This window comes from Acinetobacter sp. Gutcm_16, from assembly GCF_028649355.1.
GTDB lineage: Bacteria > Pseudomonadota > Gammaproteobacteria > Pseudomonadales > Moraxellaceae > Acinetobacter > Acinetobacter johnsonii.
Genome location: NZ_JAQSUV010000030.1, coordinates 76,134 through 100,360, shown reverse-complemented (window position 1 = coordinate 100,360; position 24,227 = coordinate 76,134). Strand labels below are relative to the sequence as shown.

The window sequence follows — 24,227 nt, the reverse complement described above, 5'->3', positions numbered from 1 at the left end:
CAACAGATTCGTAGTTCTACGCAATGAATACCCCAATCATTGCGTATTTTTTTGCCTAAAATTTGTCAAATCACAATTAAACCGCTCTCTCTTTACGTGCCAACAAACTTAGACATTCTGTTTTTTGAATGCTATGCTAAAGCCCAATTTCAATACAATTCTTTTTAAAAATTTACACTTAACTGATAACAGCATAAAAATAGAGAACCTTTAGAATGTGGGAATTATTTACTCACCCATCCAATTTAATTTTTAGTATTTGTCTCAGTCTGATGTTTTTGTTGGGACTGCTCGAATTGATTTTATTGGTATTAGGGGGCGGCTCACAAGGCCTACTTGACCAATTTCTACCTGATGACCTAGGCAGTACTAAAGACGTCGACATTGCACTAGATGCCGATCAAGGTTGGCTCAATGCCCTGCTGGATTGGTTGTTTATCGGCCGTGTCCCTCTTTTAGTCTGGCTGATTATCTTCCTCACTTTATATAGCTTAAGTGGCTTTATTCTACAGTCCATTCTTCAAACTTGGACGGGAAGCTATTGGAGTGCATGGATCATGGCACCACTTTGCCTCATACTTTCGATGCCTATGATTCGTTACAGCGCCATGCTGATTGCTAGAATTTTGCCACAAGATGAAACCACAGCAATTTACAGTGAAGAGCTGATTGGACGAACAGCACTGATTATTTTAGGTGAGGCTAAAGTCAACTCACCGGCTCAAGCACGAGTTCAAGATCAGTTCGGGCAAACGCACTATGTACTGGTTGAACCTGAAACAGACCTTCATTTTTCTCAAGGTCAAGAAGTCATTTTGACTCAAAAAACCAAGATTGGCTTTAAAGCCATTTCACTTTAATTCTTTCATTTTGTACTTATAACTTTAAATAAAATCGGGACCCTTATGCTCAGCAACAATTTCTATAACATTCTTATTCTTGCAGGGATTATCTTTGCAGCTCTGGTTATTATCGGCATTATTATTGCCCGTCTGTACCGTCGTTCCAGCAAAGAAATCTCTTTCGTACGTACCGGTTTTGGCGGCGAAAAAGTCATTTTAGGTGGCGGTGCAATTGTACTGCCTGTATTACATGAAATTATTCCTGTCAACATGAACACGCTACGTTTAGAGGTTCGCCGTGCTGATGACCAAGCGCTCATTACCCGTGACCGTATGCGTGTCGATGTCATGGCTGAGTTCTATGTGCGTGTAAAGCCTTTGGCTGAATCAATTGCAGTGGCTGCGCAGACTTTGGGACAAAAAACCATGTCTCCAAATGAGTTGAAGAACCTTGTGGAAGGTAAATTTGTCGATTCCTTGCGTGCAGTAGCAGCTGAAATGGCGATGGAAGAGTTGCATGAAAAACGCGTGGACTTCGTGCAAAAAGTACAACAAGTGGTGTCCGAAGACTTACATAAAAATGGTCTAGAACTTGAAACTGTATCTTTAACAGGTTTAGACCAAACAGGTTTCAAATACTTTAACCCTCAAAATGCATTCGATGCCGAAGGTTTAACTAAGCTGACTGAAACAATTGAAGACCGCCGTCGTAAACGTAATCACATCGAGCAAGACGCTGACCTTGCCATTAAGACCAAAAACTTAGAAGCAGAACAGGCACGTCTACAAATCATTCGTGAAGAAGAATACGCAAAACTACAACAAGAGCGTGAAATTGCAATTCGCCGTGCAGAACAATTGGCTGAAATTGCCTCTCAAGAGGCAGAGAAAAAACGTGAAGCAGAAGAAGCACGTATTGCAGCTGAGCGTGAAGTCGAGTTAAAGCGTATTGGTGCAGCACGTGATGTGGAAAGCCAAAACATTCAAAAATCACAAATTATTGAACAAGCACAGGTTGAACAAAAGAAAACCATCGAGCTGGCGGAACAGTCACGTGCCATTGCAATTGCTGAAAAGTCGCGCGAAGAGTCTGAAGCCAAAGCTTCTGCTGACCGTGCACGTGCTGAGGCGGTTAAAGCCGAAGAAGAAGTGATTACCGTACGTGAAACACAGCGTGCTGAGCGTCAAAAAGCAGTTGAGTTGGTTGCGGCGAAGCAAGCTGCAGAAAAAGATGCAATTGCGATTACGGTTGCAGCAGAAGCAGGCAAACAAGCCGCTGCCGATGATGCCGAAGCCGTTCGTATTGCAGCGGAAGCTCAAGCCGAACAAGCTCGCTTAAAAGCCAAAGGTGAAGCGGATGCCAAAATACTGTTGGCTCAAGCAATGGAAAAACAATACCAAGTCGACGCAGATGGTACACGTGCTGTCAATGAAGCCAACAACGTCTTATCTCCTGAGCAAGTTGAAATGCAAATTCGCCTAGCATTGTTAAAATACTTACCTGAAATCATTCGTGAAAGTGTTAAGCCGATGGAAAACATTGATGACATCAAAATTCTACAGGTTAACGGTTTAGGCAATGTCGGTTCAGCAACAACTGGAGGTGATAGTGCGGAATCTTCACAAGTTGCTTTGTCTGATCAAGTGGTGAATAGTGCGCTACGCTATCGTACCCAAGCACCACTAATCGACAGTTTGATGAATGAACTGGGGATTCAAGGCGGTGACATCAATGGTTTAACCCAAAGCTTAAAACCGCAAAGCAAAGCTCAATAGTAGTTATACTTACAATCAAAAAACGCGACGATCTGTCGCGTTTTTATCATCTGCTTTAATATTCAACTTTCTACAAAATACACATTTAAGCTTTTAAAACGATAAACCTAAGAATTCACTCAGCACAGTAAGCCCATCATCTATTATAAAAATTTAAGTTATCTTCGTTCTTAAGTCGACTCACTCGCCACTAGTGAATTCAAAGAATTAATGTAAACATCCTAGACCTTACAATTGAGTGAAAACATTCTAAACAGTAACGGAAAAAAATTTTTATGAATAAATAGAATTAAGCTATTTAGTGCAAAAACACCCAAAAGAAACGGATCAATTGCCCACGATCATAAGGAAAATTTGAAAGGTACTCATATCCAACTTTATTTCTTTTATTAACTTTAATTTCGATACCATACCCAAAAGAAACACCAAGCATATCCAAGTCAGAACCGTGAAACTCCCCTGTCCCCAATTTATGACTCAAACTATCCGAATTGTAAGCCGTGTAGTTAAATACGCGAATATACTCATTCTCATAAAAATCATTATTGATCAATGTATAATCGTTTTCCTCTTCATCATGTTGTGCAGCTAACTGCTGATAATGGTGGAAGATATCATCACTCAAAGACTCTGCCAAATAGACATCTTCATTTTCAGCATAAGCGCTATTCATCGCCAATCCGAATAAGAATAAGCAGCGGAAAAATAATAAATGAATCGGCTTCAACATCTGCAATACTATGTCTTCAAAAGAATTATTTTAATTATGAATATAGCATAGTCCTCTATAGAAACAGTGCTCACTAAATATTTATCGATACTCAGATTGGTAGGTACATAGCAAATATTGCTCTAATTTCACCATTTTATCTTTTGTTCAGTATGGCTTTTTCAATGCGGCAGAATATAATTTTCAACAGGGATTAAGTTACTTTAAACCCTCATATTATTTTTTGTCTTAGAGCAAACTAAAATACTCCCCACAAAAAAGCCGCATGTGCAATTAACACCTACGGCTTTTTCCTTTAAAATATAAAAAGCTTAAACTAAACCATTATCCTTTAAAAGTTGGAACATCGTTGAACCGAGTTCTGCTGGGCTACGTGTATACGCCATCCCCGCCTTTTCAAATGCTGCAAACTTTTCTTCAGCAGTACCTTTACCACCAGAAATAATTGCTCCCGCATGTCCCATACGCTTGCCTTTCGGTGCTGTTACACCTGCAATATAACCCACCACAGGTTTAGTCACATGCGATTGAATATATTCAGCTGCTTCTTCTTCAGCCGTACCACCAATCTCACCAATCATGATTATCGCTTCAGTTTGCGGATCTTCTTGGAACAGTTTCAAACAATCAATTTGGTTCATGCCCGGAATTGGATCACCACCAATACCAATACAGGTGGATTGTCCTAAGCCCAGTTTCGTCGTTTGAGCAACCGCCTCATAAGTCAACGTGCCTGAACGCGAGATAATACCAATTTTACCCGGTTGGTGAATATGACCCGGCATAATCCCAATCTTACATTCACCCGGAGTAATAATACCCGGACAGTTTGGACCAATCAGACGCGTACCATTACCATTGGTTTCAAGATAACGCTTAGCTTTGAGCATGTCTAAAGTTGGCACGCCTTCTGTGATGACCACAATCAGTCCAACACCTGAATCCACTGCCTCAATAATTGAATCTAATACAAACGGTGCTGGCACATAAATCACAGTCGCATCTGCGCCTGTGCCTGCAACTGCATCTTTCATGGTGTTAAATACAGGTAAATCTAAATGGGTTGTGCCACCTTTACCAGGAGTTACCCCGCCAACGACTTTAGTTCCATAATCTAGTGCTTGTGCTGAGTGAAATGTACCGTTTTTACCTGTAAAACCTTGTACCAATACTTTGGTGTCTTTATTAATTAATACGCTCATATTGATACTCCTTACGCTTTTACTGCAGCAACAATTTTTTCTGCGGCATCCGACAAGCCATTTGCAGAAATAAGTTTTAAACCTGATTCATCAAGTAATTTGGCACCCAATTCAGCATTGTTCCCTTCTAAACGAACAACTACAGGTACGGTCACATTTACTTCTTGAACCGCTGCAATAATTGCTTCAGCAATCATGTCACAACGTACAATTCCACCGAAGATATTAATCAATACCCCTTGTACAGAGGTATCTGCCAGAATAATTTTAAACGCTTCAATCACACGGTCTTTAGTTGCACCACCACCGACATCAAGGAAGTTCGCAGGTTGGCCGCCATAAAGTTTAATAATATCCATGGTTGCCATCGCAAGGCCTGCACCATTAACCATACAGCCAATGTTGCCTTCAAGCGCGACGTAGTTAAGGTCAAATTCAGACGCTTTTAACTCACGTTCATTTTCCTGTGACTTATCGCGCAGCGCAGCAATTTCTGGTAAACGGTACAGCGCGTTTGAGTCAATCCCCACTTTGGCATCGACACATAGGATGTCACCATTTTCACGCACAGATAGTGGGTTAATCTCAAATAAAGCAAAGTCATTCTCGATGAATGCTTGATACGCAGCAGACATCACTTTCACAAATTGATTCACTTGACCATCTTTAAGGTTCAACTTAAATGCAACTTCGCGTGCTTGAAATGGCAATAAGCCAACCAAAGGATCGACTTCAACTTTGATAATTTTTTCAGGGGTTTCTTCAGCAACCTTTTCAATTTCAACGCCACCTTCGGTCGAAGCCATAAAGGTCACACGACGGCTTGAGCGGTCAACCACTGCACCTAAATACAGCTCACGCTCTACAGGATAAACATCTTCCGCGACAAGTACGCTATTTACAGGTTGGCCATGGCTATCGGTTTGATAGGTAACAAGGTTGGTCCCGATGATGCTTTTTGCATATTCAGCAGCTTCCGTTGCTGACTTTACAACTTTTACGCCACCCGCCTTACCACGACCACCCGCATGCACTTGGGCTTTCATGACAGCAAATTTTCCGCCTATTTGATCAAAGGCTTTTACTGCTTCGTCTGGAGTGGTGGCAAGTACGCCCTCTTGGACAGGCATACCATATTTTTTTAATAGCGCTTTAGCTTGATATTCATGTAAATTCATCGACTAACCTTTTTATTACTGCTTATTTACTTTTTGTTGCACCGAAACTGGTTACTATCACAGTAACCATTTTGGATTTTTAAAACTTCTTGTCTTTATTTTTAGATGATTCTTCATGAGAAGACAACACCTGAAACAAAAAAGAGCGACCGTAGTCGCTCTTTTCGTTGTCTTATTTGCGTTTACGCTGAATTGCGTGAATCGCTCGACCATCCACTGCAAGTGCAGCTTCATGCACAACTTCAGAGAAAGTTGGATGACCAAATGTCATCAATTGAAGATCTTCAACACTTGATACAAATTCAAGTGCAATCATACCTTGATGAACGATATCAGACGCTGCTGGTCCAATCACGTGCATACCCAGTAAACGATCTGTTTTTGCATCTGCAACGAACTTCACGAAACCTGCATTTTCACCAGCAGCCATTGCACGACCATTTGCAGCGAAACCGAATTGACCCGTTTTTACTTCATGGCCTTTTTCTTTCGCTTGCTCTTCTGTTAAACCTACCCACGCCGCTTCTGGGTGTGTATAGATTACAGAAATGATTGTGTCATAGTTGACTTGTGCAGCATGACCGTGAATACGTTCAACAGCCATTACGCCTTCTTCCATTGCTTTATGCGCAAGCATTGGACCACGTACCAAGTCACCAATTGCATATACACCTTCAACAGAAGTTGCACACCAATCGTTCACTTCAACTAAACCACGTTCAGTGAGTTTAATACCTGAATCATCAGCCAATAAACCTTCTGCATAAGCACGACGACCAACACAAACAATTAATTTATCGAAAGTTTGAGTTTTTTCTTCGCCACCTTGCGTGTACTTAACGGTTACTTCACGACCGTTAACTTCAGTACCTGCAACTTTAGCGCCTACGCGAATGTCTAAACCTTGTTTAGTCAATAATTTTTGGTAATCTTTAGCCAATGCTTTATCAGCCATTGGTAAGAATGCATCCATTGCTTCAAATACAACAACTTCAGCACCTAAACGACGCCATACTGAACCAAGTTCTAAACCAATTACGCCAGCACCAATAACACCTAAACGCTTAGGAACTTCTTGGAATTCTAAAGCACCAGTTGAATCAACAATAATGTCTTGATCAACAGGAGCTACAGGAATATTTACAGGCACAGAACCAGATGCAAGAATCACATATTTTGGCTCTAAAATTTGAGTTTCACCTTCATGAGAAACAAACTCAACTTTTTTACCAGCAAGTAATTTACCAGTACCTTTTAACCATTCGATACCATTCCCTTTAAGAAGGCCGTCGATACCCATAGTTAATTGGTTTACGATTTTATCTTTACGATCAAGAAGTTTAGCCAAGTCAAACTTCACTTCACCTGTTGTAATACCGTGATCATCTAAATGATGAACTGTATCTTCGTAGCGGTGAGAAGAATCAAGTAAAGCTTTAGAAGGAATACAACCCACGTTTAAGCAAGTACCACCTAAAGATGGTTTGCCTTTGTGAATACGTTTTTCGATACAAGCAACTTTAAAACCTAATTGCGCTGCACGAATCGCTGCTTCATAGCCACCTGGGCCACCGCCAATTACAACAAGATCAAATTGTTGAGACATTTTTATCTCCAAAAATGGGCTTAGAGGATCGCTCTAAGCCCATGTTTTATTCTTTAGAATTAAAGGTCAAGGATCAATTTAGCTGGTTCTTCTAACAATTCTTTGATTGTTACCAAGAAACCAACTGCTTCTTTACCATCAATTAAACGGTGGTCATAAGAAAGCGCTAAATACATCATCGGTAAGATTTCTACTTGACCGTTTACAGCCATTGGACGCTCTTGGATTTTATGCATACCCAAAATCGCAGTTTGTGGTGTATTCAAAATCGGAGTCGACAACAATGAACCGAAAGTACCACCGTTAGTAATGGTGAATGTACCGCCAGTCATGTCTTCGATGCCCAATTTGCCATCACGTGCTTTGTAAGCAAAGTCACGGATACCATTTTCAACTTCAGCATAGTTCATGCGATCTGTATCACGAAGTACAGGTACAACTAGACCACGCTCAGAAGATACTGCTACACCGATGTCATAGTAACCGTGGTAAACAATGTCATCACCGTCAATTGAAGCATTAACTGCTGGGTAGCGTTTAAGCGCTTCAGTTGCCGCTTTAACAAAGAAAGACATAAAGCCAAGACGCGCACCGTGACGCTTCTCAAATGCGTCTTTGTATTGAGCACGCATTTCCATGATTGGCTTCATGTTCACTTCGTTAAACGTTGTCAACATTGCAGTTTCTTGCGTTGCAGCAAGTAGACGCTCTGCAACACGCTTACGAAGACGTGTCATAGGAACACGCTTTTCAACACGCTCACCCACAGCAACACTTAATGGTGCTGCAGCTGGAGCTGCTGGTTTAGTTTGGTGATTTGCTACATCTTCTTTTGTGATGCGACCACCACGACCTGTACCCGCAACATCAGCAGCTGGAATACCAGACTCAGTCAATGCCTTACGCACAGCAGGCGCTTGATCAGCAACTTGAGCACGTTCAACGACTGGTGCAGCACCCGCTTCAGTTTGAGTAACTGCTTGTTCTACTTTCGCTTCAGACTGAACTGCTTCAGTTTGCGCAGCGCCAGATACAGCACCTTCTTCAAACTGTGCAATCACTTCATTTGAAAGAACAGTGTCACCTTCACCTTTAATGATCGATGCAATTGTACCGTCAGCAGGAGCAACAACTTCTAAAACAACTTTATCTGTTTCAATATCACAGATCACTTCATCACGTGATACTGCTTCACCTGGTTGTTTGTGCCAAGTTGCGATTGTTCCGTCCGCAACTGACTCAGGGAATACCGGTGCTTTAATTTCGGTTGCCATTACTAAGAATCTCCTGTTATTCAGCTACGATCGCTAAAGCGTCATTTACGAGCTGAGCTTGTTGTTTTGCATGCAAATATGGTGAACCACAAGCCGGTGCAGCAGAAGCTTCACGACCTGCATAACTGATACGTACTGGTTTAGCCGACTTCATTACATCATCATATAGACGAGGAGCAATAAATAACCAAGCACCTTGGTTCTTCGGCTCTTCTTGCGTCCAAACAATGTCTTTCACATTTGGATATTGAGCAAGAACTTCAGCAATACGTTGTTCAGGGTATGGATACAATTGTTCAATACGAACGATTGCAGTGTTATTCAACTCTTGCTCACGACGTTTCTCAAGCAAGTCATAGTAAACCTTACCACCACAAAGCACTAAACGTGTTACGTCTGCTTTGTTGATGTTGTCGATTTCATCAATCACAGTTTGGAATGTACCATTTGCAAGTTCACTTAAAGTAGACGTTGCAAGCTTGTGACGAAGTAAAGACTTCGGTGACATGATGATCATTGGCTTACGAATTGGGCGAATCGCTTGACGACGTAAAGCATGGAAAATCTGTGCAGGCGTAGTCGGTGTCATCACTTGCATGTTGTCTTCAGCACATAGCTGTAAGAAACGTTCTAAACGTGCAGATGAGTGCTCTGGGCCTTGACCTTCAAAACCGTGAGGAAGAAGTAAGGTTAAACCACACACACGCTCCCACTTGGTTTCACCTGATGCGATGAACTGATCGATTACCACCTGTGCACAGTTTGCGAAGTCACCAAATTGTGCTTCCCAAATGATCAAACTCTTAGGCAGAGTCGTTGCATAACCATACTCAAAACCTAACACCGCCATTTCAGACAACAATGAGTCATAAATAGCAGTACGTGGTTGATTTTCTTTGATATGGCAAAGTGGAATGTATGTTGAACCATCCACTTGGTTATGCAGTTTTGCATGACGGTGTGAGAAGGTACCACGACCAACGTCTTCACCAGTCAAACGAACCAAATAGCCATCATCTAAAATAGATGCATAAGCCAAAGTTTCTGCAGCACCCCAGTTCAATGGCATTTCGCCAGTTTGCATTTTTAAGCGATCATCAATCACTTTTGCAACTTGACGCTGCATCACAAAACCTTCAGGAAGCTCGCGCATTTTTCGACCAAGCTCTTTCAAGCGATCTTCAGAACATGTTGTATCCCATACGTCTGTATAGTCATGTCCTAAGTACGGTGCCCAATCTACAAACATTTTTGTATTTGGTTCAAGTACCAATGCATTTGCAACGTGCTTACCTGCTTCTAAATCAGCACGGTAGTCTTCAACCATTTGATCTGCTTTAGCACGGTCTAATACACTTTCTTGAACCAATTGGTCTGCATACAGCGCACGTGTTGTCGTTTTCTTATTGATGACTTGATACATCATTGGCTGAGTTGCAGCTGGCTCGTCCGCTTCGTTGTGACCACGGCGGCGGTAACAGAACATGTCAATGACAACGTCTTTACGGAAAGTATGACGGAAGTCATGTGCCAATTGTGCAACAAACAATACTGATTCAGGATCATCACCGTTCACATGGAAAATCGGTGCTTGGATCATTTTCGCGATGTCCGTACAGTATTCTGTAGAACGCGCATCACGTGGATCAGATGTTGTGAAACCAACTTGGTTATTTACCACAATGTGAACCGTACCACCCACTGTATAGCCACGTGTTTGTGACATTTGGAAGGTTTCTTGGTTAACACCTTGACCTGCAAATGCAGCATCACCATGAACAATTACTGGCAAAACATCATCACCACCAATGTCTTTACGACGAACTTGACGTGCGCGTACTGAACCTTCAACCACAGGGCCAACGATTTCTAAGTGTGATGGGTTAAACGCCAATGCCAAGTGAACTTCGCCACCTTGAGTCATTACATTTGAAGAGAAACCTTGGTGGTATTTAACGTCACCAGAACCTTTTTTATGTAAGCTCTTACCTTCAAACTCACCAAATAGGTCTGCTGGGTTTTTACCCATGATGTTTACAAGAAGGTTTAAACGACCACGGTGCGGCATACCAATGACCACTTCTTTACAACCTACAGAACCTGCACGTTGAATCAAAGCATCAACCATTGGAATGAAAGATTCACCACCTTCCACGCCGAAACGTTTTGCACCAACGTATTTATTGCCTAGGAACTTTTCTAGGCCTTCAGCCGCAGTTAAACGCTCTAATACGTGTTTTTTCTGTTCTGCAGTGAAATTGAATTGACCACGCGCACCTTCAAGGCGTTGTTGAATCCAACGTTTTTCTTTGGTATCAACAATGTGCATGTATTCTGCACCAATTGAAGCACAGTACGTTGCTTCCATGGCTTGAACCATTTCACCTAGAGTTGCTTCGTCTTTACCAATCAAAAGATTACCTGTATTGAACACAGTGTCTAAATCAGATTGGGTTAAACCATGTGCAGCAAGGTCAAGATCTGGCACGATTTCACGTTTTGCCAAACCTAAAGGATCAAGCTTCGCTTTTTGGTGACCGCGGTTACGGTACGCTGCGATCAGTTGTAGTACGCCAATTTGACGACGTTCATGTTCTGTACTAACAGAACTTTGTACCACTGCTTGAACACGACTTGAATTACGACCTAGTAATAAGAATTGCTCACGTACATTGCTGTGTGGTTGATCACCTTTCGGGTATTTATCGAAGTATGCACGCCAGTCAGCTTCTACTGAGTCTGGTGCAGCCAAGTACTGCTCATAAAGTTCTTCAATATACGCTGCACTATCAGCGGAAAGTTCAGTGTCAAGACGCAATGCGTCAGCAACTTCTTGCATTTGTGGACCCATTTCCTATTGCAAAAACATTTCAGGATGCTTTTTAAGCGAACCCATGATTAGTAATGTCAAATTGGTAACATGACATTAGTCCCCATAAGGCGGATGCCATGAGGCGTTATCACTACATTAGAATTACCCAATGTGACAATGAATCATAACGCCCTCAGCGGCATCATCACTCATTCATTCATACCCGGCCAAAACCGAGCAATTTTTTGCAAATCGACTTAGAAAAAATAAGGCATTGCATTATTTTTTCTAAAGCGACTAACCCTTCATTTATACTCGCTCTAATGCGGCTTAAATGTTGAATTAATGTACATATTTAGCGCGCATTTTTTAAATATAAACGTGCAAAAATTTTAACATACTCCCCATATTTCAATTGATTTTTTTGACACATACCTTTCATAAATTGGCGAAATACACATATCAAAATTTCATCTAATATATGGTGCTTTAAATAAAACTGAGTTTCAACGTAGACCAAAGTCTACTCCAAAAAACACATACGAAAAGAGAGCATCATCTTTCAATATGCCCTCCCCATCAACAACATCTATCTTAACATCTTCATAACTTTTTTTGCAGACTCATACTTGCACTTATTTATGACATTTGTTTTAAATCGCCGCGCTTTTCACCAATCTGGTGCAATTTTCACAAAAGCCACCTATCACAAACAAAAATAGTGCCAACCACACACTTTCACTCAACTTTATTTTTAATTGCAAAAATATAGCTATACAAATAAAAAAGCACACCCTGAAGGTGTGCTTTTTTTAACTGATAAATCAGCCTACAGATTAACCCGCTACATCTAAAAGCATGTTACGGATGTGACCGATTGCTTTAGTTGGGTTCAAACCCTTAGGACAGACTGATACACAGTTCATAATGCCTTTACAACGGAATAGCGAGAATGGGTCGTCTAGACGAGCCAAACGCTCTTGAGTTGCTGTGTCACGAGAGTCGATGATAAAACGGTATGCATTCAACAATGCTGAAGGCCCCAAGAACTTGTCTGGGTTCCACCAGAATGATGGGCATGAAGTTGAACAACATGCACAAAGAATACATTCGTATAAACCATCTAAGTGTTCACGCTCTTCAGGAGACTGTAAACGCTCTTTTGGCGGCGCAGGTTGGTTGTTGATCAAGAATGGATGAATTTTGTTGTACTGATCGTAGAACTGATTCATATCCACAACTAAATCTTTAACCACTGGTAAACCAGGTAAAGGACGAACTGTGATCACTTCTGGTAAGTCGTTTAGGTTCCAAAGACACGCTAAACCATTTTTACCATTGATGTTTACACCATCCGAACCACAAATACCTTCACGGCATGAACGACGGAATGTTAATGATTCATCCTGTACTTTCAATGCAAGAAGTGCATCAAGCAACATACGGTGCTTATCAGTCAATTCTAACTTGAAAGTTTGCATGTACGGCGCTGCATCCTTATCAGGATCGTAGCGGTAGATATTAAATGTACGAGTACCTCTACTCATCTTACTTCTCCCAATTAGAATGTACGTGGTTTAGGTGGAATTGCAGCAACAGACAATGGCTTATAACGTACTGGCTTGTACTCAAGACGGTTATCGCTAGAGAACCATAATGTGTGCTTCATCCACTCATCATCACGACGGCCATATGGGTAAGCTGGGTGATCAGGCGACTCTTCAAAATCTACAACCGTATGCGCACCACGGCACTCTTTACGAGCTGCTGCTGAGATCAATGTCGCTTTAGCCACTTCATACAAGTTTTCAACTTCTAAAGCTTCTACACGCGCAGTGTTAAATACTTTAGATTTGTCTTTCAAGTGAATATTGCGTACACGCGGTTCAATCGCAAGAATCTGCTTCACACCTTCTTCAAGAAGTGCAGTTGTACGGAATACACCAGCATGGTCTTGAACGATGTCACGAATTGCATCTGCAACTTCTTGGGCATTTTCACCAGTTGTTGAGTCATCCAATTTACGGATACGTGCAACAGTTTGCTCAAGTACAGTCGTAGGAAGCGGTTGGTATTCATCACCGTGATGTTTAGTCACGTAGTCAATGATGTGCTCACCCGCAGCTTTACCAAATACAACCAAGTCTAGTAGCGAGTTCGTACCTAAACGGTTTGCACCATGTACAGACACGCAAGAACATTCACCAATTGCATAGAAGCCTTTAACAGGTTTCGTAAAGTTACGATCGCCCGCATTAGTCGAATAGATATCGCTATCTTTGTCATAATGTGCTGCAAATGCTTCAGTTTCAGAACCTTCAGGCACAACCACTTGACCGTGGATATTCGTTGGAATACCACCCATTTGGTAGTGAATTGTTGGTACAACTGGAATTGGCTCTTTGGTGATGTCAACGTTCGCGAATTTCTTACCAATCTCGAATACAGATGGAAGACGCTTCATGATCGTTTCAGCACCCAAGTGCGTCATATCAAGCAAAATGTAGTCTTTCTTCGGACCACAACCACGACCTTCTTTAATTTCTTGGTCCATAGAACGTGATACGAAGTCACGTGGCGCCAAGTCTTTTAAAGTTGGTGCATAGCGTTCCATGAACGGCTCACCAGCATCGTTACGAAGGATTGCACCTTCACCACGACAACCTTCAGTTAACAATACGCCTGCACCAGCAACACCCGTTGGGTGGAACTGCCAGAATTCCATATCTTGCAATGGAATACCTGCACGCGCAGCCATACCAAGGCCGTCACCAGTGTTGATATAAGCATTGGTCGATGCACGGTAAACACGGCCCGCACCACCTGTAGCAAACAATGTCGCTTTAGCTTGGAATACTGCAATTTTACCCGTTTCTTGGTCAATTGCTGTTACGCCAAGAACATCACCCGCTTCGTTACGAATCAGGTCAAGCGCGATCCACTCAACAAAGAATTGCGTACCCATTTTCACATTGCTTTGATAAAGCGTGTGAAGAAGTGCGTGACCTGTACGGTCAGCAGCAGCACATGCACGTGGAACCGCTTTTTCACCGTAGTTTGCAGAGTGACCACCGAATGGACGTTGGTAAATCGTACCGTCTGCGTTACGGTCAAATGGCATACCCAAGTGTTCTAACTCATAAACCACTTGTGGCGCTTCACGCGTCATAAATTCGATCGCGTCTTGGTCGCCTAACCAGTCAGAACCTTTAACAGTGTCGTAAAAGTGGTAGTGCCAGTTATCTTCTTGCATGTTACCAAGAGATGCACCAATACCACCCTGCGCTGCAACTGTGTGCGAACGAGTTGGGAATACTTTAGTTAAAACAGCAACTTTCAAACCAGCTTGAGCAAGTTGGTAAGACGCGCGCATACCTGAACCACCACCACCAACGATGACAGCATCGAAAGTTTCGTGTGGAATATTTGTGTAATCTTCTTTAGGGGTTATAGCGCCCATGATCTATTCCTATCAATTCGCCCAAAAAATCTGGATTGCCCAGATCGCATATGCAAATACAGCAATAATTACTGCTGAAGTCAGTACAAGGCGTAAACCTGAAGCTGAAGGACCCATTTGGCGAGTAGTCACATAGTCAGTGAATACCTGCCACATACCAATCCAAGCATGTGCAACAAGAGATAAGACGGCCAATAAAGATAAAATCTTCATTGGAGCTGTCATCATAAAGCCGTACCACTGTTCATAGCTAAAACCGCCATTGCATAGGATCCAACCTAAAACAACAACTGTATAAACCGCTAATACGACAGCACTTACACGTTGGATAAACCAATCGCGAGAACCTGAACCCGTTAAACCAGTAGCACTTTTCATTAGATAACAATCCATACAAATGCCGCAACAATACCGATTGCAGACAAGATCAATGAAATAGTAGCTGCGATACGACCACTTTGCAGTTCTTCAGCAATACCGATATCTGCAAGTAAGTGCTTAACGCCCGCAATAAAGTGGAAAATTAAGCCGGCTACAAATACCCATACGACAAAACGCACAATGAAGCTATTAAAAATAGCCTGAACTTGAGCAAATCCTTCAGGCGAAGACAATGACTTGTCTAAGATCCATAGAAGTACCGGTACGAGTAAAAATACGATGACACCTGATAGACGGTGTAAGATTGATGCAATAGCCACAGGGGATTTTAAGTTTACTTCTAAAACTTGACCCATGGACAAATTGACAGGTCTGTTGCTTTTCACAGCGGGCATCCTGTAAGTAAAAACTCCATCCGGAGTTTGTTGGAATTAATTCGAAGGAAAGCTGGCATTGTTCAGCAGCTACTTTAAAACTCTAAATTAAATAGCGTTTGAACTTAAAACGACACTGAATTATAAGACGTGAACTATCAAAATACAAACAATGCCCTTGGCCTTTTTGCATAAAAATTCTTTAAATAAGAATCATTAACACATAGATAAATACCTTGCGCTACAATACTTTAGCTTCAAATCTCAGCTATATGGTTGGTTTTTATAAAATAAACACCAAATTCAAGCGCTAAAATTTATACAAAAACGGTAAAATTCGACTTTAGACTAAAGATGCACAAAAAAGTCTTGTTTTTAAAACTGGCTAATTTCACTGCTTTATTTTAATCATTTTTTATTTATATATAAAATGTTCATTATTTTATTTTAATATAGTGGCATAAATATGCATGATGTTGGTGCAACAGATTAATCCCCTACAAGATTGAAATATCTCGTAATAAATTTTAATTAAAACAATTTTTTCACATCCGTATAAATAAAAAAAGTGACTTATATATCGTTTTCGAAATACCAAACAAGCTATTTTTTATACAATTAAATCATTTTTTTTGAGTCACTTATTGTTTTTAACAATGACTACGAAAGCAGCATTTTCTTTTTAAAATGATGCGTAAGTTACGAGAATCATAATAAATGTAAATATATGACGACTTGAATTCTGTTTCTTTTCAAGCGCTTTTTTCAATATAAAACTGCTTACAATTGCGCCAGCAACATTTTTTATTTATGCACTTGCTCCTTGAATTAACTTATTATAGTGTGTCGGTGCTGTGATTTTATGCAAATTTTAATGGATTAAATCTTAACTATAACTTCGGAAGTCATCATTTTATCCATAAGTATAATTGACAAAATTTCAGCACTCTCTACTCTTAGAGCAAATTTTTAATCCGTCTGATTCGTGCATTAAAAGATGAGTATTTCGAGTCAGATAAATCATTCACCAGGACAGGAGATCTATTGAATGTCTGAAGCAACTGGCAAAAAAGCCGTTTTACAGCTTGATGGCAAAGAAATTGAATTACCAATTTACAGCGGCACATTGGGCCCAGATGTAATCGACGTTAAGGATGTATTGGCCGCAGGTCACTTCACTTTTGATCCTGGTTTTATGGCTACTGCTGCATGCGAGTCTAAAATCACTTTCATCGACGGTAACAAAGGTGTGCTTTTACACCGTGGCTACCCAATCGACCAATTAGCAACTAAAGCTGACTACTTAGAAACTTGCTACTTACTTCTCAATGGCGAGCTTCCAACAGCTGAACAAAAAGAAGTATTTGATGCTAAAGTTCGTAACCACACTATGGTTCACGATCAAGTTAGCCGCTTCTTCAATGGTTTCCGTCGCGATGCTCACCCTATGGCGATCATGGTTGGTGTAGTTGGTGCGCTTTCTGCGTTCTATCACAACAACTTAGACATCGAAAATGTTGATCACCGTGAAATTACAGCGATTCGCTTAATTGCTAAAGTACCTACTTTGGCTGCGTGGAGCTACAAGTACACTGTTGGTCAACCATTTGTTTACCCACGTAACGACTTAAGCTACGCTGAAAACTTCTTATACATGATGTTTGCTACTCCAGCAGACCGTGATTACAAAGTAGATCCTATCCTTGCTAAAGCAATGGACCGTATCTTCACGCTTCACGCAGACCACGAACAAAATGCTTCTACGTCTACAGTACGTTTAGCTGGTTCTACTGGCGCGAACCCATATGCATGTATCGCTGCGGGTATCTCTGCACTTTGGGGCCCTGCTCACGGCGGCGCGAATGAAGCTGTTCTTAAGATGCTTGATGAAATCGGCACTGTAGAGAACGTTGCTGACTTCATGGAAAAAGTGAAAACTAAAGAAGTTAAACTCATGGGCTTCGGTCACCGTGTGTACAAAAACTTCGATCCACGTGCGAAAGTAATGAAAGAAACTTGCGACGAAGTTCTTGGTGCGCTTGGCATCAACGATCCACAGCTTGCTCTTGCTATGGAACTTGAACGTATCGCGCTTTCTGATGAATACTTCATCAAACGTAACTTATACCCGAACGTAGACTTCTACTCAGGTATCATCCTTAAAGCGATTGGTATCCCGACGGAAATGTTTACAGTGATCTTCGCGCTTGCACGTACTGTTGGTTGGATCAGCCACTGGTTAGAAATGCACAGCGGTCCGTACAAGATCGGTCGCCCTCGTCAGCTTTACACTGGCGAAGTTCAACGCGACATCAACCGTTAATTCGGTCTGCGTTGATAGACAAAAAACCACCCGCATGGGTGGTTTTTTTATATGTTGAACTCTAAACCTACCATTCACGAATGACGCTCTTAAAGTATTAATAGGCCCGAACAAACTCAGGTTTTTTTATTATTAATGAAGCTACTTAAGCCTCAACTATATCGTAGTGTTTTAGCTCAAGCGCAGATAAATGTTGCTTTAACTCGGCCAATGACCACGGCCAAGCCGCGAAGTTACGCCCATTTTGATCCAAATAATAGCTTGAGCAACCACCTCGGTTAAATACTGTGGTTTTCAAATGGGTTTGCACCTTAGCATTGTGATAACGCAGAACATCACGTTTTACCATCATACGCTTAAAGCCTTGCTGCTTCATTTTTAGTAGACCATCTACAATGTACTGAATCTGCGCTTCAGCAATCCCAATAAAAGAGTCATAGACCAAGATATTTGGCCCCAATACCAAAAAGGCATTCGGCACATTTTCCAAACTTGTGCCCAAGTACGCTTCTGGAGAACCGTACTTCCAAAGGTCAGCCAATCGCTCGCCTTGTGCATTCCATACACGTTGCCCAATCGGAGGATGTGCCACTTCAAAACCGGTTCCCCAGATAATAACATCAACCTCAAATCGCTCCCCATTTGCCGCAATGACACTCTGCCCATCAATCTCGACCAAACCTTGTGGCAACAACGTGACATTGTCTTGTTGCAGTGCTGGATAATAATTGTTGGCAAATAAAAGCCGCTTACAGCCGATCGAAAAGTTAGGCGTTACGGCTTTACGTAAGGCGTCATTCTGTATTTGCAATTTTAATAATTGACGGCTTAAAACATTGACTGGCTCCAGCAGTGAAGGATGACGTAGCCCAAAGTTGATCCCATTTAAAATACTGGAAACACTCTTCCGCCAGCCTTGCTGAATCATCGGGAATTTGGCGACCAACGACTTCACTGTAGCATTGAGCTGCATATCCGCTTTGGGCAAAACCCACGGCGCAGTCCGCTGAAATACGATCAACTCTTTCGCCAACGGCTGAATTTGTGGAATAAACTGAATGGCAGATGCACCTGTTCCAATCACTGCAACCCGCTTTCCCGTTAAGTCATAATCATGTTTCCAACGGGCTGAATGGAACATTTCTCCTTTAAATCCTTCTATCCCTTTAATCTTAGGTACAGATGGTTCTGTAATCGGCCCTGTGCTAAAGATCACGGTTCGTGCTTGATATGTCCCTTGAGAAGTTTCAAGTTGCCAAATATTCGCCTCTTCATTCCACTTTGCACTGAGCAACTCATGCTGAAAGCGGATTTTGTCTTGTAATTCAAACTGCTCAACCACCTGTTCCAAGTAACTTAAAATTTCAGGTTGTTTCGCAAATAAATGGCTCCATTGATGACTAGGTGCAAAGGAAAATGAATACAATGCCGAAGGTACATCGCAGCCACAACCAGGGTAATTATTATCACGCCACGTACCACCAACTCTCTCTGCCTTTTCTAAAACCAGATAGTCCTGATAGCCGACTTGTTTCATTTTATAAGCCGTAGCAATGCCCGAAATCCCAGCACCTACAACAATGGTATCGTAAGTATGTGCGGCTTTAGGACGAAGCACAGCCTTTTTACGGGTTTGCTTAGGTTGAGCTTCCGTACTTTTTGGCGTCGTAGTTTGATCTCGCATTTGATCAGACGGTGCTTGCACATCTGCTTGCTCTATCTCTAATTGCGTTTCCATATTCATTTTTCTCTATTCTTATTTTGTGATTTGATTAAACAGTGGATAACCCAAACCTAAAAGCTTGACGTATAAGCTTGGTGATGCCCGCTTCATCCACCAAAACAATTTGGCATCGGGTTGAGGAATGGTATAAAGCTTGCCTGCATCTAAGCGATTTAATGTTTTTTTTACAACAGCATCACTGGTGGTAAACGCATGGTTCATTAGCAGTTTGTCAGCCAGTCCAGAATAGCGGCTCGGCAAGCGGCCATTCTTCATAATATTGGTCGGCACCAAGGTCGGACATAGCACATTGACTGCAATGTTATAAGCATGAAGTTCTGAAGCTAAGGTTTCTGATAGTGCCAAAACACTAGACTTTGTCACGTTATACGCTGTCATCTCAGGGGCTGCAGTATAGCTCGCAGCTGATGCCACATTGATGATGGCACCAAAACCTTGCTGTTTAAATTTGGGGACAAAGTAGTGGCAACCATGAATTACCCCCCACAGGTTGACATGCATACACCACTGCCAATCCCCCAGCGACACCTCATCAAACTTACCACCTAGCCCAACTCCGGCATTATTGATGAGCAAGGTGACAGGATGTCCCAAAAGCTGTTCCGCTTGCTCCGCCAGAGCGTGTACAGATTCTTTTAATCCAACATCACAATGCACTGCATAGGCTGACGTAGATGTCATCGACTGAATCAAATCTACCGTCTCCTGTGCCGAGCTTAAATCAATATCTGAACAGATGACATCACCACCGCGCTTTGCCAGTTCCAGTGCAAAGCTACGACCAATTCCGCTACCTGCACCAGTTACAACTGCGTAAGCCTTTTCACTTGGTTTATTTTTTTTACTCAACAGTCCCATGTCATAACCTCCTTTTTATGATTTCAGTACTGGAGTAAATTCTTTAGTGAAATAGGGGGTTAATACTCCTGTTTCAGGGTGTAGTAAACGCTCTTTGTAATAATCTAAAAATGCAGAAGTGTCATAGTCATTCGGGTGAAAGCTCGGACGTAAATAGTCAAAAATATGCATCCAACTACTGCCATAAACACCTCGTTTCAGCCCAAACAAGAGGCTGAAACTGCGCGGCACATCCTTCCAATAACTGAGACTCACCAAATTAGACGGTTTGCGATAAAACGGGACAAAAACTGACGCCATGGAAATCAGCAGCAAAATGGTGATAAGGGCTGGAAAAAAGCCTGCAATACGCAAAGCATAGTTATTAGAAAGTGATTGAAACACATCATATGCAATGTCTTTGTGCTCAGATTCCTCTAACATGTGCCACATCCAAATCGCCCGTTGCTTTTCATCTTGAGAATCAAAGAAAATCTCTTCATGGTTCATCATGTATTCAGACAACACCGCGGTAAAATGTTCAATACCTGCCATCAAAGACAATTTCATCGGTTGTGGTAAACGGTTAAAACCGTAATCAAAAACGATTTCGGCTAAATAACGAAAAATGCCAACCGGCAAATCAACCTGTTTAAAAGTATCGTTCAATTCTTCATGTAGCTTTGAATGCAATGCCTCCTGCCCAATCAAAGACGTCACACGTTGTTTTAATACAGGGTCTGTGAGGAAATCGCGGTGATAACGGGCAGTATCAATCACCAAGTCTTCACCATAGGTCAGAAAGATCGAGAGTGATGCAAAGTAAGCACTGGCTAACTCCGCATTTAAGTAAAATTTGGGATCAATTTTCTCAGCTTCAAAGTCAAATTTCATATGCCGAATCGGAATAATCGCAGACTGTTTTTCAGCATCGAATACGGGTCCTGCAAAAATTTGGCTGGCTTTGCCTTTCAACGGAAGAGCGATACGCATAGGACATTCCTTCTTATTTTTAGCTCATTTTTCAGGCTCAATCTCACGATTTTCACCATCTCTTTGCATTCAAAATAAGAGGCCGTTTCCCCTATGCCACTGGCATTTTTCTTCAAATAATTTGCAATTTATGACTTTAAAATCTGTTGTCTAACAATCACTCTACAGATTTATCTATCGGGGTCAGAACGAGGCTTTGTGTGCCAAAAAGGGAATACACTGTTCATAGGCTGAGCACTCTTCGCCATAGTGTTTTTTGAGAAAGTAGTCTTGCACCATTTGCGCCTGTTGTTCGACCCCATAGCTTAAAAACTGCTTGCCTTGTTTGAATGCATAACGGTATTGACGGTTAAAAAGCGCCTTACGGACTACAGCGAGTCCCTGTTGAATTTGCCAAACATGTGTTAGCTCATGAATCAACCAAGCTTGTTGATGAATGGATTGATCGGCAAAGTTTTCGCACCAGTCTTTGATATTAAAATAGACATGTCCATTCGGGCTAATCGCATAATGAGGCAACACTGCCCGATGCGCGATAATTCGAACCGAATCCATGTTCAGACTGTTCCCAAAAATACTGCTGGCAAGCTTTTTCTCAGCTTCAGTCAAGGGCCGATTTTTAAGTTCAAACTTTTGCTGTATTTTTTGTAAAAGCGGTTGAAACCACACAATCACACTCCATAAAGACATTAGAATAAATTGTTCTTTTTAAGGACATTTACGGATTTTTTTTAGAATATCCCTTAAAAAAAATCGCATTTCGTATATAGTATTCGCACTTATTATTGATTAATACTTCTATTTGTTTATCGTCACTTACACCACGTAGAACTTATAGCTATAACAAACTCAATCGTCGTGTATATCCCTATAGGTATAGGATTTAGTTGGAAATGAAAAGTTTTAAAATTGCACTTGCACAGTTCTCTCCGCACATTGGCAACCTTGAAGCAAATGCCCAAAAAATGTTGGAACAGACCAATGAAGCAAAAAAACAAAATGCTGATTTAATTATTTTTCCAGAACTTTCGAGCATTGGTTACCCAGCAGAAGATTTACTTCTACGTCCAAGCCTAACCAAACGCACGCAACAAGTTTTTGAACAACTTAAAACAGTAAAAGACATTGTGATGGTCTTTGGTTTTGTCAACCAAACCGAAGATGGTCAACGCTACAACGCCGCTGCGGTCATGAAAGATGGACAAGTTTTGGGTGTGTATAACAAACAAAACTTGCCAAACTATAGCGTGTTTGATGAAAAGCGTTACTTCACCGAAGGGCATCAACATCTTGTTTTTGAATATCTGGGTCATAAGTTTGGTGTGTTGATTTGTGAAGATGTTTGGTCACTTTCAACGGTACAACAATTGGCACAGCTCAATGTAGAAACGGCTTTGGTCTTAAATGCTTCACCATATGAAGTCGGTAAGCCACAGCACCGTGTTGAAACCATGTCTGCATTGGCGAAACAAATGAACCTCAACTTGGTTTATGCCAACCAAGTCGGCGGTCAAGACGACCTGATCTTTGATGGTACAAGCTTCGTGATTGCCAAAAATGGTTCGATTGTACTTCAAGCAGAAAGCTTTAAAGAGTCTCTGTATTTCGCTGAATATGAAGCAGAACAACAAGCCTTTAAGGCCAATGCGCTGCCGCCTGCTTTAGACACTATGGCAGAGATTTATCAAAGCTTAGTGATGGCGACTCGTGACTATGTGCAGCGCTCAGGTTTCCCTGGGGTGATTTTGGGTTTATCTGGCGGGATCGACTCAGCTCTAACTCTTGCCATTGCAGCCGATGCCATTGGCGCCGATAAAGTCCAAGCCGTAATGATGCCATATACCTATACCGCTCAAATCAGTGTAGAAGATGCTGCTGAACAAGCGAAGAGTATGGGGGTGACTTTTGGGATTGCTGAAATCAACCCGATTGTAAACAGCTTTATGCAAACGCTTTATCCGTTCTTTGGCAACAGCCCTGCGGATGCAACTGAAGAAAACTTACAAGCGCGTGCCCGCGGTACACTGCTGATGGGTTTATCCAACAAATTTGGTAATTTGGTCCTGTCTACAGGCAACAAATCAGAATTGGCGGTGGGCTACTGCACGCTCTATGGTGACATGGTCGGTGGTTTTGCCGTACTGAAAGATGTGTATAAAACCATTGTGTTTGAACTTGCAAAATACCGAAATAGCATTTCAGACAAGCCTGTGATTCCTGAGCGTGTGATTACTCGCCCACCGTCAGCTGAGTTACGTCCAGATCAAAAAGACCAAGACTCTTTACCGCCATATGATGTACTGGATGCCATTTTGTATGCCTATATCGAAGAAGATATGAGCCAAGATGACATCATTGCCAAAGGCTTTGATGCTGAAGTGGTTGCAAAAGTGATTCGTTTGGTCGATTTCAATGAATACAAACGTCGCCAAGGTGCAATTGGTCCGCGTATCAGCTCACGTGCATTTAGCCGTGAACGTCGCTACCCAATCATGAATGGCTGGAAAGCTGGCGTATAAGTTGCTGTTCCAATAAAAAAGCCCAAACATCTGTTTGGGCTTTTTTATATCGACATATTCAAATCTATTTTTTACGCACAAAAAAAGAGACCAAGCTGAGAGCTTGGTCTTTTAAAATGGTGGCTATGACGAGACTTGAACTTGTGACCCCCGCATTATGAGTGCGGTGCTCTAAC

18 protein-coding genes and 1 tRNA gene (1 of these 19 only partly in view) are annotated in these 24,227 nt (G+C 41.7%); 4 read left to right on the top strand and 15 right to left on the bottom strand.

Annotated features, from left to right (window positions below; all coding sequences use genetic code 11):
* The first annotated feature begins 215 nt into the window (after nucleotides 1–215).
* Together PTT44_RS08290 and PTT44_RS08285 are read left to right on the top strand one after the other, a co-directional pair.
* Entirely contained in the window at nucleotides 216–860 is a 645-nt protein-coding gene (locus PTT44_RS08290) for a YqiJ family protein (protein WP_005400418.1), read from the top strand.
* Nucleotides 861–905: 45 nt separating this feature from the next.
* Complete coding sequence (locus PTT44_RS08285) at nucleotides 906–2,618, top strand: flotillin family protein (protein ID WP_168158157.1); 1,713 nt, start codon at nucleotides 906–908, stop codon at nucleotides 2,616–2,618.
* A 298-nt stretch (nucleotides 2,619–2,916) separates the two neighbouring features.
* On the opposite strand, the gene PTT44_RS08280 is transcribed toward PTT44_RS08285, so the two are convergent.
* The 10 genes from PTT44_RS08280 to sdhC all read right to left on the bottom strand — a co-directional run bounded on the left by PTT44_RS08280 (nucleotide 2,917) and on the right by sdhC (nucleotide 15,656).
* Nucleotides 2,917–3,348 carry a hypothetical protein gene (locus tag PTT44_RS08280; protein ID WP_159152587.1) on the bottom strand — a complete coding sequence of 144 codons (432 nt, stop codon included), beginning with the start codon at nucleotides 3,346–3,348 and terminating at the stop codon, nucleotides 2,917–2,919.
* Between the two features lie 311 nt (nucleotides 3,349–3,659).
* Nucleotides 3,660–4,550, bottom strand: coding sequence for a succinate--CoA ligase subunit alpha (gene sucD, locus PTT44_RS08275; RefSeq protein ID WP_159152588.1), 891 nt, complete (start codon nucleotides 4,548–4,550; stop codon nucleotides 3,660–3,662).
* An 11-nt stretch (nucleotides 4,551–4,561) separates the two neighbouring features.
* Nucleotides 4,562–5,728 carry an ADP-forming succinate--CoA ligase subunit beta gene (sucC, locus tag PTT44_RS08270; protein ID WP_062033971.1) on the bottom strand — a complete coding sequence of 389 codons (1,167 nt, stop codon included), beginning with the start codon at nucleotides 5,726–5,728 and terminating at the stop codon, nucleotides 4,562–4,564.
* Nucleotides 5,729–5,900: 172 nt separating this feature from the next.
* Entirely contained in the window at nucleotides 5,901–7,334 is a 1,434-nt protein-coding gene (gene lpdA, locus PTT44_RS08265; protein WP_234950551.1) for a dihydrolipoyl dehydrogenase, read from the bottom strand.
* Between the two features lie 59 nt (nucleotides 7,335–7,393).
* Complete coding sequence (odhB, locus tag PTT44_RS08260) at nucleotides 7,394–8,608, bottom strand: 2-oxoglutarate dehydrogenase complex dihydrolipoyllysine-residue succinyltransferase (RefSeq protein WP_062033969.1); 1,215 nt, start codon at nucleotides 8,606–8,608, stop codon at nucleotides 7,394–7,396.
* Between the two features lie 16 nt (nucleotides 8,609–8,624).
* Nucleotides 8,625–11,447 carry a 2-oxoglutarate dehydrogenase E1 component gene (locus PTT44_RS08255; protein ID WP_168158302.1) on the bottom strand — a complete coding sequence of 941 codons (2,823 nt, stop codon included), beginning with the start codon at nucleotides 11,445–11,447 and terminating at the stop codon, nucleotides 8,625–8,627.
* A gap of 809 nt (nucleotides 11,448–12,256) precedes the next feature.
* On the bottom strand, nucleotides 12,257–12,967 hold the full coding sequence (locus tag PTT44_RS08250; protein ID WP_005400410.1) for a succinate dehydrogenase iron-sulfur subunit: 711 nt from the start codon (nucleotides 12,965–12,967) through the stop codon (nucleotides 12,257–12,259).
* Nucleotides 12,968–12,981: 14 nt separating this feature from the next.
* Nucleotides 12,982–14,880: an FAD-binding protein gene (locus PTT44_RS08245; protein WP_010327291.1), complete on the bottom strand. Its 1,899-nt coding sequence runs from the start codon at nucleotides 14,878–14,880 to the stop codon at nucleotides 12,982–12,984.
* A 12-nt stretch (nucleotides 14,881–14,892) separates the two neighbouring features.
* Complete coding sequence (gene sdhD / locus PTT44_RS08240; protein WP_004695554.1) at nucleotides 14,893–15,258, bottom strand: succinate dehydrogenase, hydrophobic membrane anchor protein; 366 nt, start codon at nucleotides 15,256–15,258, stop codon at nucleotides 14,893–14,895.
* Nucleotides 15,258–15,656 carry a succinate dehydrogenase, cytochrome b556 subunit gene (sdhC, locus tag PTT44_RS08235; RefSeq protein WP_005400408.1) on the bottom strand — a complete coding sequence of 133 codons (399 nt, stop codon included), beginning with the start codon at nucleotides 15,654–15,656 and terminating at the stop codon, nucleotides 15,258–15,260. Before sdhC ends, sdhD begins: the two co-directional genes overlap by 1 nt.
* A 1,027-nt stretch (nucleotides 15,657–16,683) precedes the next feature.
* Between sdhC and gltA the strand changes: the two genes are divergently transcribed.
* Complete coding sequence (gene gltA, locus PTT44_RS08230; RefSeq protein ID WP_004695551.1) at nucleotides 16,684–17,958, top strand: citrate synthase; 1,275 nt, start codon at nucleotides 16,684–16,686, stop codon at nucleotides 17,956–17,958.
* A gap of 145 nt (nucleotides 17,959–18,103) precedes the next feature.
* Here the strand turns inward: gltA and PTT44_RS08225 are convergent, their stop codons facing one another.
* The 4 genes from PTT44_RS08225 to PTT44_RS08210 all read right to left on the bottom strand — a co-directional run bounded on the left by PTT44_RS08225 (nucleotide 18,104) and on the right by PTT44_RS08210 (nucleotide 22,222).
* A complete protein-coding gene (locus tag PTT44_RS08225) occupies nucleotides 18,104–19,696 on the bottom strand; it encodes a flavin-containing monooxygenase (protein ID WP_168158159.1) in 1,593 nt (530 codons plus the stop codon).
* A gap of 18 nt (nucleotides 19,697–19,714) precedes the next feature.
* Entirely contained in the window at nucleotides 19,715–20,560 is an 846-nt protein-coding gene (locus tag PTT44_RS08220; RefSeq protein WP_273795609.1) for an SDR family NAD(P)-dependent oxidoreductase, read from the bottom strand.
* 15 nt (nucleotides 20,561–20,575) lie between these two features.
* Nucleotides 20,576–21,532 (bottom strand): metal-dependent hydrolase, encoded by a 957-nt coding sequence (locus tag PTT44_RS08215; RefSeq protein ID WP_168158161.1) that lies wholly within the window; start codon nucleotides 21,530–21,532, stop codon nucleotides 20,576–20,578.
* A gap of 183 nt (nucleotides 21,533–21,715) precedes the next feature.
* Nucleotides 21,716–22,222 (bottom strand): type IV secretion protein Rhs, encoded by a 507-nt coding sequence (locus PTT44_RS08210; protein ID WP_168158162.1) that lies wholly within the window; start codon nucleotides 22,220–22,222, stop codon nucleotides 21,716–21,718.
* Nucleotides 22,223–22,425: 203 nt separating this feature from the next.
* Here PTT44_RS08210 and PTT44_RS08205 point away from each other — a divergent pair, with 203 nt between their 5' ends.
* Entirely contained in the window at nucleotides 22,426–24,051 is a 1,626-nt protein-coding gene (locus PTT44_RS08205) for an NAD+ synthase (RefSeq protein WP_168158163.1), read from the top strand.
* Nucleotides 24,052–24,168: 117 nt separating this feature from the next.
* On the opposite strand, the gene PTT44_RS08200 is transcribed toward PTT44_RS08205, so the two are convergent.
* Nucleotides 24,169–24,227 (bottom strand) — tRNA-Met (locus PTT44_RS08200); it runs 82 nt beyond the window's last position.